This window comes from Paenibacillus polysaccharolyticus (assembly GCF_900102085.1).
GTDB lineage: Bacteria > Bacillota > Bacilli > Paenibacillales > Paenibacillaceae > Paenibacillus > Paenibacillus polysaccharolyticus.
Genome location: NZ_FMVM01000001.1, coordinates 502,427 through 514,067, shown reverse-complemented (window position 1 = coordinate 514,067; position 11,641 = coordinate 502,427). Strand labels below are relative to the sequence as shown.

The following is an 11,641-nucleotide window of genomic DNA, read 5'->3' as shown; positions in this document are numbered from 1 at the left end:
CAATGCCTAAACTAAACTACTGAAAGCGAGATGATTGTAATGCAACAAACATTCAGAATTACAGACGAAGATGGTATCCACGCACGTCCGGCAACTGCCCTGGTTAATACAGCAAACAAATTCAAAGGTGCTGAATCCTTCGCAGAAGCTAACGGCAAAAAAGTAACATTGAAATCCATTCTGGGCGTTCTTTCCCTCGGTCTGGAGCAAGGTGACACCATCAGCATCATCGTTGAAGGTGAAGGCGAAGCTGAAGCTCTTCAAGCTCTGACAGACGTTATGGTTAACGAAGGGTTGGGCGAAATTAATGCTTAATGTTTCCGGGATCGCGGCTTCGGCGGGTATTGCTATCGCCAAGGCGTTTATCTTGGAGCATCCTGACTACTCTGTAGAAAAACGCCAGATTAACGACGTTGACGCAGAGATTGCTAAACTTGACTCGGCGCTGGGTAAATCCCGCGCTGAGCTTGAGGCAATCAAAGAGCGTACTTTACAAGAGCTTGGCGAGAAAAAAGCGGAGATTTTTGCATCGCATTTGCTCATCCTGGATGACCCGGAACTGATTGATCCGGTGAAAGCGAAGATCGCTGATGACATGATCAATGCAGAATTCGCATTGAATGAAACAGCTTCCCAGTTCATCTCGATGTTCGAAAACATGAAGAGTGCATACCTGCAAGAGCGTGCTGCGGATATGCGTGACGTTACGAAGCGTGTGCTAAATCACTTGCTTGGTATCGACTTCATGAGCCCGGCTGAAATCAGTGAAGAAGTGATTGTGCTTGCAGAGGATTTAACACCTTCTGATACAGCTCAATTGAACCGCCAATACGTAAAAGGTTTTGCAACCAACATCGGTGGACGTACTTCTCACTCCGCTATCATGGCTCGTTCGCTTGAGATTCCGGCTGTGGTTGGAACGAAAGACATCTTGGCTCAAGCGAAACAAGGAGACTTGATCATTGTTGACGGTCTGGACGGTCAAGTTCTGGTTAACCCTACAGATGACGTCGTTGCTGAATACCGTGCCAAACAGGAACAGTATGATGCACAGCGTGCGGAGTGGAGAAAACTGCGTGACGAACCAACGGTTACGGTGGACAACGTTCATGTGGAACTGGCTGCAAACATTGGTACACCTAACGATGTTACAGGTGTTCTGGAGAATGGCGGCGAGGCTGTAGGTCTGTACCGCACCGAGTTCCTGTACATGGGCAGAGACAAGCTTCCTTCCGAAGATATTCAGTACAATGCTTATAAAGCGGTACTCGAAAAAATGGAAGGCAAACCTGTTGTAGTTCGTACACTTGACATCGGTGGAGACAAAGAGCTTCCTTATCTGGATCTGCCAAAAGAAATGAATCCATTCCTCGGCTTCCGCGCAGTTCGTCTGTGTCTGGACCGTCTGGATATCTTCCGTACTCAATTGCGTGCGTTGCTGCGTGCAAGTGTACACGGAAACTTGCGTGTCATGTTCCCTATGATCGCAACACTGGGTGAATTCCGTGAAGCCAAAGCTGTCCTGCTCGAAGAGAAGGAAAAGCTGGTTGCTGAAGGGATCGCTGTTTCCGACAGCATTCAACTCGGGATCATGGTCGAAATTCCATCAACAGCTGTGATGGCAGATCAATTCGCCAAGGAAGTAGACTTCTTCAGTATCGGTACTAACGATCTGATTCAGTACACGATGGCTGCTGACCGGATGAACGAACGTGTATCTTATCTGTACCAACCATACAACCCAGCTATTTTGCGTTTGGTCAAAATGGTTATCGATGCAGCGCATCGTGAAGGTAAATGGGCTGGCATGTGCGGTGAGATGGCAGGAGACGAAACAGCAATTCCATTGCTGCTTGGTCTTGGACTGGATGAGTTCAGCATGAGCGCAACTTCCATTCTGCCAGCGCGTAGCCAAATCACCAAATTGTCCCGTGCGGACATGCAGGAACTCGCTGCCAAAGCGTTGGAAATGCAAACCGCTGAACAAGTGGTTGAACTGGTTCAAAGCATTCAAGCGTAATTTTGCCGGAGTTTCCTCCGGATCTGAGGTCTTTCTTTTTCCGATAAAGGGCTGACTTAGTGCAGCAATATTGCCGGTGTCCACGTAGTAGTGGAGACCGGCTTTTTTTGTTTCTGACAAGTGAAACGGCGGCTGATGTTACAAATGCGATAAAAGGATAAAGAAAACCCCCTTGTGAGAAGGAGAGAACGCCTCATCATACACAAGGGGATTATTCTTTTAACGGAGTGGGCCGTGTAAATTAAGCACAACTTATTTAGCTACAAGCACAGTTTAATACAGGTTTGCGTGCTGCGGTCGTTTCATCGAGACGAGTTACCGGCGTGCCGTACGGAGCGTTGAGCACCAATTCCGGTGTTTCTTCGGCTTCCTTCGCAATACGGATCATTGTATCGATAAATCCGTCCAGCGTCTCTTTGCTCTCGGTTTCCGTTGGCTCAATCATAATGCACTCCTCGACATTAAGCGGGAAGTAGATGGTTGGCGGGTGATAGCCAAAGTCCAGCAGGCGTTTGGCTACATCCAGTGTGCGTACACCATACTGCTTCAGGCCACGGCCTGACATGACAAATTCATGTTTGCACACGCCAGGATAAGGAATCTCGTAATGAGGTGCCAGGCGAGCCATCATATAATTGGCGTTCAGCACAGCACATTCGGACACACGGCGAAGCCCTTCTGGTCCATAAGTGCGGATATAAGCATAAGCACGAACAAGAATACCGAAGTTGCCATAATAGGCTTTGACCCGACCGATCGATTGATCTCCTTCGTAATCCAGAGCGTACATGCCTTGATCATTTTGAACAACCATCGGTTTAGGTAAGAACGGGATCAGGCGGCTCTTCACACCGACAGGTCCGGCACCAGGTCCACCACCACCGTGAGGTGTGCTCATCGTTTTATGCAAATTCAGATGCACCACATCAAAGCCCATATCTCCCGGACGTGTAATGCCCATGATGGCATTGGAGTTAGCTCCGTCATAATACAATAATCCGCCAGCTTCGTGTACGATGGACGCAATCTCTTGAATATCCTTTTCAAACAAGCCGAGCGTATTCGGATTGGTCAGCATGAGTGCTGCGGTATCTGAACCGACTGCTGCACGGAGAGCATCAAGATCGACCAGACCGTCCGTACGCGACGGGATTGTCACCGTTTCGAATCCAGCTACGGTTGCGCTGGCCGGGTTCGTGCCATGAGATGAATCCGGTACGATAACCTTGGTACGCAGTTCGCCACGGCTTTCGTGATAAGCTCGAATCATCATAAGTCCGGTCCATTCCCCGTGTGCACCGGCAGCAGGTTGCAGGGTTACGGCATCCATACCGGTCAGACCTGCAAGATCATTTTGTAAAGTATGGAGCAGTTCGAGAGCACCTTGAAGACTGGATTCATGCTGATAGGGATGGATCTTGGCAAAGCCGTTGTAACGTGCTACATCTTCGTTGATCTTTGGATTGTATTTCATTGTACATGAACCAAGTGGATAAAAGCCGTTATCTACCCCGAAGTTGCGGCGGGACAATGCCGTATAATGACGAATAACATCAACCTCGAATACTTCCGGCAACGCGGCCGCTTCCGAGCGCAGCATTTCCCGGGGAATCAACGTATCAGCATGCTGACGGGGAACATCACATTCCGGCAAGGAATAGGCCACACGTCCGGGACTGCTCAGTTCAAAAATCAGAGTTTGTTCGGGAGCAACGGATGGTGCGACTTGCGGACTGGTCGAATTTCCTAATGCTTGCGAGTCCATTCCAGTCTGCACATTGACTGACTGATGTAGGTTAGATGTTTCCGATGAAGCTCCCGCAATGGTTACTTTTGTGGTCGTTTCCTGAGTCACAGCGATCCCTCCAATACACGTGCGAATTCATCGATCTCTTCTTTGCTGCGTCGTTCGGTGACCGCAATGAGCATATGTCCTGCCAGTTCCGAATATTCACGTCCGAGTTCATAACCGCCGATGAAGCCTGCATCCAGCAGTTTCAGCTGAAGAGCATCCACATCGGTTTCTTCAGGGAGCTGGATGACGAACTCGTTAAACGTAGGGGCAGTAAAAGTGAGTTTCACTCCGGAAATAGCTGTTAACGTATTTCGTGCATAGTGACTCTTCTGCAAATTCAGATCAGCAACATCAATCATGCCTTGTCTTCCCATGGTAGACATATAGACAGAAGCACTGAGTGCTAACAAAGCCTGATTTGAACAGATGTTGGACGTCGCCTTTTCACGGCGAATGTGCTGTTCACGTGCTTGCAACGTAAGCACGAAACCGCGTTTGCCGTTGCGGTCGGTCGTCTGGCCGACGATTCGACCAGGAATCCGGCGCATGTGAGCCTGGGACACGGCGAAGTATCCGCAAGTGGGTCCGCCGAGCGAAGCGGCGATTCCGAGGGGCTGCGCATCGCCTACAACGATGTCGGCGCCCAGCTTGCCTGGGGCTTCCAGCAAACCGAGCGACAGCGGGTTGGCGCTCACCACGAGCAGCCCTTTGTGCGTGTGCACAAGGTCGGCAGCCTGTTTTATATTTTCCACGGCACCAAAGAAGTTCGGGCTCTGAATCATAACCGCTGCGGTATCTTCCGAAATGGCCGTTTGCAGGGCATCCCAATCGGTAACCCCATCTTTATAACCAATCTCTACAATCTCCAGACTCAGGCCATGTGCATATGCCTGCAATACTTGACGGGCTTCAGGGTGCACGGTGCGAGATACGATAAGCTGTTTGCGACGGGTAGCTGCGGCGGCAAGATTACCAGCTTCTGCAAAGGCCGTTGCTCCGTCATACATACTCGCGTTGGCTACCGCCATACCTGTCAGTTCACAAATATACGACTGAAATTCAAAGATAGCCTGCAATTCTCCTTGGCTGATCTCCGGCTGATAAGGGGTGTAGGCTGTATAGAACTCCGAACGGGAAATGACATGGTTGATGACTGAAGGGATGTGGTGGTCATAGATGCCTGCGCCGAGGAAGCTGGCGTGTGTTTCAAAGTTGGCATTGGAGCCAGCTTGCTTTGACATATGGCGAGTTAAGGCATATTCATCCAGTTTGGAGGACACAGGCAACTCGCCTTGGTAACGAATTTCCTGCGGGATATCTTTGAACAAATCTTCAAGAGTATCCACGCCGATCGTGGCCAGCATAGCGCTCTGGTCTTGTTCTGTCATGGGGATGTAGCGATGCTTGCTCATGCTTGCTCAGCTCCTTGGGTAGGTGTCTTTGACGTACGTGTCCGTTTATGAAAAGGGGTCTTGACGACCTCGGCTTTTAGCTTTTTGCCACGAATCTCAATCTCCAGTGGTGTACCCAGTGCAGTATATTTGCTGTCAATCAGGGCAAGCCCCAGATTACGTTTCAAGGTTGGCGATTGTGTACCGGTTGTCACTTCACCAATCTGAACGCCATCCGCATAGATCGGGTAATGGGGCCGCGGTATGCCACGCTCCAGCACTTCGATACCGATCAGCTTGCGGGCAGGGCCGTCATTTTTTTGTTGCAACAAAGCTTCGTGTCCGATAAAAGACCCGGCGTTCAGTTTCACAAACATGCCCAGCCCTGCCTCCAGTGGAGAGATGGTTGGTGATAATTCCTGCCCGTATAAAGGCAACTTCGCTTCGAATCGTAGTGTATCACGTGCACCAAGTCCTGCTGGAACGAGGCCTACATCAGCACCGGCTTCCATCAGTCCGTTCCATACGAGGGCTGCCTGATCAGCTGCAACATACAGTTCAAAGCCATCTTCTCCGGTGTAACCGGTTCGTGATAGCAGTAGCTTTACTCCGCATACCTCGGCATGCTGCACGAAGCGGAACGGTTCGATGGAGCTTGCATCAATCTCTGAACCTGTAACCTTCGAGAGAATATCGACCGCTAAAGGGCCTTGTAGCGCAAGCAACGCCGTTTGCTCGGAATCATTGGTCATGTTCACCCCAGGTATAATGTGCTCCTGCAACCATGCCCAGTCTTTGTCGATATTGGAGGCATTGACGACCAGCATGTAGTGTTGCTCCGCGAGTTTATAGATGAGCAGATCATCCACTACACCGCCATCGGGATAACACATCAGTGTGTATTGTGCCTGACCTGGTACAGTTGCGCTCACGTCGTTGGTTGTCATGTTTTGCAAAAAGGCTTCTGCCTGTTCACCCGTTACGGTGAATTCGCCCATATGGGATACATCAAACAGCCCGGCGCGCTCGCGCACGGCTTCATGCTCTTTTTGAATACCGCTAAACTGCACGGGCAACTCCCAACCGCCAAAATCAATGCAACGTACACCTTCATATTGCGCGTATAGGGGGAAGAGTGGTGTTCTTAATAAATCAGACATCCAATCACCTCGTCATGGGCCGTAGTAGGCCAAGTATGAAAACACGTACTGTGAGCCAGATCAATAATGCTTAAGTAATTTTGGTAATCGAGAGTTAACAGCCGACTGTTCTACATTTTTTCATTGGTTATGTTCAGTACGATTCTAGAACCTGCAATTCATTTTTGGGGAAAAAGGAAAAGGACAGGCCAAAGAACCGGCATGCCAAGTAGCACGCTGTATTCTTAGGCTCTGTCCCTTGTACCTGAGAGTTACCCCGCCGTTTATTCAGACAGGTTTCCCCTTGGGTGATCATAACGTCCGTATAGGACGTTTAGATGCTCTCCAGAGTTGCGTCCTGTAAAAGTCCTTTTGCCTGAGAGATTCACCCCCGCTTGTCGGTGGTTTACTCCTTCGGCGCCGCCTCATGCACATCCCCAAACCGGGTGTACGGGCAATCTCTCCCTTTACATTCATCCGCGGTTCATACGTAGTCCAATTAACTTCAGTTGCTCTTCTCATTAAAACGTGAATACAGTCCTGATGTCAAGAACGATATCATTGAAATTGTGTAAAATACGAATATTTAATGTTTATACTATATTAATGTTCGGTTATTTTAAAAGAGTGCGCTTACTATTCTAATATTCACCATTATATGCAGAAAGAGTAGTGTGAGGACACACGGTGAGGTGTCGAAATTTAAATAAACTGTGAGCTAACTTGACATTTGAATCTGAAATATCATACGCTGTTGTTTGGGAAAAAGGTGAAGGTCAAAGAACGCATGCACTCATTAATGAAAAGCGAGGCGGATATCGATGAGCGAATTGAGAAATGATTTCCTGTACAGTAAAGAGCACGAATGGGTGCAAACCGTAGGGGAGGATACCGTACGTATTGGCATTACCGAGTTCGCGCAGCATCAGCTGGGTGACATTGTGTTTGTAGAATTGCCTGATCTTGAAGCCGGTGTAAAAGCAGAAGACAGCATCGGTACGATTGAATCCGTCAAAACGGTATCTGATCTGTTCTCACCTGTCAGCGGCACCATTGTTGCAGTGAATGAAGCTTTGCAGGATTCGCCAGAACTGGTCAATAGTTCTCCTTATGAAGAAGGCTGGATGATCGAAATCCGTGTCGATGGAGATGTAGCAGCTGCATTATCCACATTGCTGAAGGCGGATGCTTATCTTAAACATACTGAGGAATAGAATTCGACTGGATTGTCGAGTTGATTTGTACTTATTGACATATATATAATCTCGTTTGAATATAAAAAATCTTGTTCTTTAAACCTGTGTGAGCTATGGAGCTTACGCAGGTTTTTTGCTGTTTTTTTACGTATTTTGGAGGAGATTGAATAGGAGTGACATAGCATCATGAATAAAAAAAATGCAAACGGACCAAGCTATTTTATTGCTTTGTATGTTGTATATGAATAAAGTCATAGGCAAGAAAAGCCTTGCGTATCAACGGATTGAGCATATATTCCTAATGAAAAGCGATTACATAATCCAATGTTGTCATCAATGTTCATGACGAAAGTACGCTTTCATTTGATTGAACAGGAAGGGTTTCTCGCTTAGGATTACAGCAGGGGATCAATGATACCCCTTTCATAAGAATAATGACTTGATTCAAGGAGGATAAACCAATGAGTAATTTGGATCAAACATCCAATTCCAAAGGTGGGTTACGTGTTGGTGTGCAACGCTTCGGACGATTTCTGAGCGGTATGGTCATGCCCAATATGGGAGCATTTATTGCTTGGGGATTAATTACAGCGATGTTTATTAAAACAGGATGGTTTCCGAATGCGACAATAGAGCAGCTTGTAGGGCCGATGATTACTTATTTGCTGCCGCTACTGATCGGTTACACCGGGGGTACGATGGTGCATGGCACACGTGGTGGTGTCGTCGGGGCGATTATGACCATCGGTGTCATTGTCGGAACGGATATTCCAATGTTCCTCGGGGCCATGATTGCGGGGCCTTTCGGTGCATGGGTGATCAAGAAGTTTGATAAATCCATTGAGGGCAAGATCAGAGCCGGTTTTGAGATGCTGGTCAACAATTTCTCGGCAGGAATTATCGGCGGTATTTTGGCGATCTTTGCTTTGCTCGGTATCGGGCCGGCAGTAGAGGCCATTAGCAAAGTGTTGTCTGCAGGCGTACAAGGTTTGATGAACCTGGGCTTGCTACCACTCGTCAATCTGATTATTGAACCGGGTAAAGTATTGTTCCTGAACAATGCCATTAACCACGGGATTTTAACACCAATTGCAACAGATCAGGCAAGAGAATTAGGTAAATCCGTTCTTTACATGCTTGAGTCTAACCCGGGACCGGGACTAGGTATTTTGCTCGCTTATTGTTTCTTCGGTCGTGGAATGGCGAGATCTTCTGCACCTGGTGCGGTGGTCATTCATTTCTTCGGCGGGATTCATGAGATTTATTTCCCGTACATCCTGATGAGACCTATTTTGATTCTGGCAGCCATCGCCGGCGGTGTAGCGGGTACGTTAACGTTCATGCTAACTGGCGCGGGATTGGTTTCGGCACCATCACCAGGCAGTATCATTGCCTATTTCCTGTTGACACCAAAAGGTGGATATATCCCAATGCTTGCCGGGGTTATCGTGGCAGCGGTGGTTTCCTTCCTGATTGCCTCTCTGCTACTCAAAACGGGTAAACAGAAGGAAGAGGATCTGGAAGAAGCCTCCAGCCGAATGAAAGATATGAAGAGTCAAGGCAACACGGCAAACGCAACCATCACAGCGGATAACCATGAAGCGAACAGAGCAGCGGATATCGCAACTTCCGTTGCATCCAAGGCAAAAGCAGATGTGAAAAATATTGTTTTCTCCTGCGATGCAGGTATGGGTTCGAGTGCTATGGGTGCTTCGATTCTGCGTAAGAAAATGAAAGCCGAAGGAATTGAGGTTGCTGTAACTAACACGGCGATCAGTGAAATTCCGCAAGACGCAGACGTTGTTATTACGCAAAAAACACTAACGGATCGTGCACGGTCGGTAGCACCTAATGCAGAGCATATATCCATTGACAACTTCCTAAAAAGCCCGGAATACGATGCGCTTGTTGAACGTTTGAAGTAAAAGGGAGCAGACTGCGAACCAGCTTCAAACAAGGGCAGCCGTTTTCCCAGAGCCGGAGGCTGAGATATGAGTATTACCAAAAGACAACGTGAAATCGTGGAATTCCTGTTGGAACATCCCCATGAAGTCACGGCGGGTGAAATTGCCGTTGAAGTAAAAGTGAGTACACGTACCGTGCATCGTGAGTTGCTGATGATTGAACAGTGGCTTGAACCACTCGGTATGCGCCTCGAAAAAAAGTCGGGAACCGGAATACGCATTGATTCCGGTTCAGATGACCTCAGTGCATTACGCCAGAAACTGGAGGGTAATGAATATGTAGAGTTTACGCCGGAAGAGCGTAAGCTCTTCATGCTTTGCATCCTGCTGGATGAAGCTGAGCCGGTCAAACTTCTTGCTCTCGCTTCGGATCTCAAAGTGACCGTTTCGACGGTCACCACCGATCTGGATGATCTGGAGTCACGCATTCGGCAGGCGGGTCTGAAGCTTGTTCGAAGGCGAGGCTACGGTGTCAAAATCACCGGAAGTGAAGCCATTCATCGCAGAGCCATTGCAGCGCTTGCTTTGGAAGTACTGGATGAGTCGGATCTCTTTGGTAGACAGCCTGAGCAAGGAGGCTCCATCGTTAATCAAAAGTTGCTCAGTATGATTGGTCATAGCGATGTACTTACCATTGAAAATGCACTATGGCAACCGGATATCGAATGGCTTGAAAAGATACCTGAACGGCAGTATATGAAACTGCTCATTCAGTTATCAGCAGCTGTGGTTCGGATACGTAAAGGTTTTAATATAGAACGTTCTTCCTCAGGGATAAGAACGATTGCAGGCACTGGGACCGTGGCGGAGCAACATGAAGAGAGAGTGCCAGTTTTCATGGCTTCGCGCCTTTGCAGTGTTCTATCCTCACAGCTTGGAGTCGGCTTCTCGGATGAAGAGCAAGCTTATTTTCACCAATTGCTTACGGAGACAGAACAGCAGATTCATTCTTCACGACTGCTTCCGATCGATGATCTGATTCTGATGGACAGGGTGCATTCGCTTACGGACCAGATGCAACAAAGAACAGGTTATGCGTTTCATGAAGACCGCTTGCTACGTGAAGGTTTAATTGCACATATGGTACCGGTAATGGAGCGACTTGAAGGGCATCAGATGATACGTAACCCACTGCTACAGCAGATTCGCAAGGATTATGACACTCTTTTTGAACAGGTGAAAAGGTCCGTGTTGCATGCATGGCCGGGAGCAGAAGTGCCGGATGAGGAGATCGGTTTTCTAGTCATGCACTTTGGTGCATCCATTGAACGGTTGCGAGCATTGAAGCAGGAAATTCGGGCCATCGTTGTATGCAACAGTGGCATTGGCTCCTCGCGCATGTTATCCAGTCGGTTGTCGAAGGAATTTCCGGAGATCCAGATTATAGACAGTGTCTCTTGGTACGAAGCCGCACGAATGCCAACCGATGAGTATGATCTGGTGTTGTCTACGGTCGATTTACCGATGGAGGAAGATCAGTATTACAAGGTCAGTCCGCTATTGACAGGCGAAGAAAGCGAGAGCTTGCGACATTTTATCAAAACTACAACGTTACAGCGGCAACATCGCAAATCCCGCGACATGGGCAATGAGACAACCACTCGTAGAATCTCCGATGCGGACGGAATGGAAGCAACGCTGCTTGAAATTGTACGCATTATCGGTAAGTTTCAGGTACATGCAATGGATAATGCGCATCTTGATTTTGCTCAAAGTGTGCTTGGGATGTGTAAGGTTGCACATCGCTCAGGCATATTGAAGGACCCGGGTGAGGTTGCCAAGTTACTTGAGGTTCGCGAGTCGATGGGAAGTCAGAAGATTCCCGGGACGCAGCTGGCCCTTTTCCATACACGGAGTGAGAGTATCTACAAGCCGTCCATCAGTCTTTTTCAACTAGAGGAACCTCTGCTTCGAACAGTGGAGGACCCGGAAGGTGTCAGTCATGTATTACTGATGCTGGGGCCAAAGGAGTTGTCCAAAGAAAGTTTGGAGGTGCTCAGCGAGATTAGTGCACTGCTTCTGCAAGAAGAGATGATTACACTGCTGGGCAAAGGAAACAGGGATGAAATCATCCATTACCTTTCCCGTGAACTGGTTGGGTTCTATCGCAGTAAAAATGAAATTGGAGGTATTTAA

At 48.2% G+C, this 11,641-nt stretch carries 8 protein-coding genes and 2 riboswitches; of the genes, 5 read left to right on the top strand and 3 right to left on the bottom strand.

Annotation, left to right across the window (positions count from 1 at the left end; translation table 11 throughout):
- The first annotated feature begins 39 nt into the window (after window positions 1-39).
- Together BLQ13_RS02165 and ptsP are read left to right on the top strand one after the other, a co-directional pair.
- On the top strand, window positions 40-315 hold the full coding sequence (locus BLQ13_RS02165) for an HPr family phosphocarrier protein (protein ID WP_036617010.1): 276 nt from the start codon (window positions 40-42) through the stop codon (window positions 313-315).
- Entirely contained in the window at window positions 308-2,020 is a 1,713-nt protein-coding gene (gene ptsP, locus BLQ13_RS02160) for a phosphoenolpyruvate--protein phosphotransferase (RefSeq protein WP_090915483.1), read from the top strand. The genes BLQ13_RS02165 and ptsP overlap by 8 nt, the downstream gene beginning before the upstream one ends.
- A gap of 256 nt (window positions 2,021-2,276) precedes the next feature.
- Here the strand turns inward: ptsP and gcvPB are convergent, their stop codons facing one another.
- The 3 genes from gcvPB to gcvT all read right to left on the bottom strand — a co-directional run bounded on the left by gcvPB (window position 2,277) and on the right by gcvT (window position 6,366).
- Entirely contained in the window at window positions 2,277-3,785 is a 1,509-nt protein-coding gene (gcvPB, locus tag BLQ13_RS02155; protein WP_090915713.1) for an aminomethyl-transferring glycine dehydrogenase subunit GcvPB, read from the bottom strand.
- Window positions 3,786-3,871: 86 nt separating this feature from the next.
- Entirely contained in the window at window positions 3,872-5,227 is a 1,356-nt protein-coding gene (gcvPA, locus tag BLQ13_RS02150; protein ID WP_090915481.1) for an aminomethyl-transferring glycine dehydrogenase subunit GcvPA, read from the bottom strand.
- Entirely contained in the window at window positions 5,224-6,366 is a 1,143-nt protein-coding gene (gcvT, locus tag BLQ13_RS02145) for a glycine cleavage system aminomethyltransferase GcvT (RefSeq protein WP_090915479.1), read from the bottom strand. The genes gcvPA and gcvT overlap by 4 nt, the downstream gene beginning before the upstream one ends.
- A 229-nt stretch (window positions 6,367-6,595) precedes the next feature.
- Window positions 6,596-6,696, bottom strand: a riboswitch (glycine riboswitch).
- Window positions 6,697-6,699: 3 nt separating this feature from the next.
- Window positions 6,700-6,822: riboswitch (glycine riboswitch) on the bottom strand.
- A 344-nt stretch (window positions 6,823-7,166) separates the two neighbouring features.
- Between gcvT and gcvH the strand changes: the two genes are divergently transcribed.
- From gcvH to BLQ13_RS02130, 3 genes are all read left to right on the top strand, one after another.
- Window positions 7,167-7,559, top strand: a complete 393-nt coding sequence (gene gcvH / locus BLQ13_RS02140) for a glycine cleavage system protein GcvH (protein ID WP_090915477.1) — start codon at window positions 7,167-7,169, stop codon at window positions 7,557-7,559.
- Window positions 7,560-8,002: 443 nt separating this feature from the next.
- Window positions 8,003-9,466 carry a PTS mannitol transporter subunit IIBC gene (locus tag BLQ13_RS02135; protein ID WP_090915475.1) on the top strand — a complete coding sequence of 488 codons (1,464 nt, stop codon included), beginning with the start codon at window positions 8,003-8,005 and terminating at the stop codon, window positions 9,464-9,466.
- Between the two features lie 66 nt (window positions 9,467-9,532).
- Complete coding sequence (locus BLQ13_RS02130) at window positions 9,533-11,641, top strand: BglG family transcription antiterminator (protein ID WP_090915473.1); 2,109 nt, start codon at window positions 9,533-9,535, stop codon at window positions 11,639-11,641.

Coding starts and splice junctions, on each gene's coding strand:
- BLQ13_RS02165 (WP_036617010.1), top strand. CDS start 40: ATGCAACAAACATTCAGAATTACAGACGAAGATGGTATCCACGCACGT.
- ptsP (WP_090915483.1), top strand. CDS start 308: ATGCTTAATGTTTCCGGGATCGCGGCTTCGGCGGGTATTGCTATCGCC.
- gcvPB (WP_090915713.1), bottom strand. CDS start 3,785: ATGGACTCGCAAGCATTAGGAAATTCGACCAGTCCGCAAGTCGCACCA.
- gcvPA (WP_090915481.1), bottom strand. CDS start 5,227: ATGAGCAAGCATCGCTACATCCCCATGACAGAACAAGACCAGAGCGCT.
- gcvT (WP_090915479.1), bottom strand. CDS start 6,366: ATGTCTGATTTATTAAGAACACCACTCTTCCCCCTATACGCGCAATAT.
- gcvH (WP_090915477.1), top strand. CDS start 7,167: ATGAGCGAATTGAGAAATGATTTCCTGTACAGTAAAGAGCACGAATGG.
- BLQ13_RS02135 (WP_090915475.1), top strand. CDS start 8,003: ATGAGTAATTTGGATCAAACATCCAATTCCAAAGGTGGGTTACGTGTT.
- BLQ13_RS02130 (WP_090915473.1), top strand. CDS start 9,533: ATGAGTATTACCAAAAGACAACGTGAAATCGTGGAATTCCTGTTGGAA.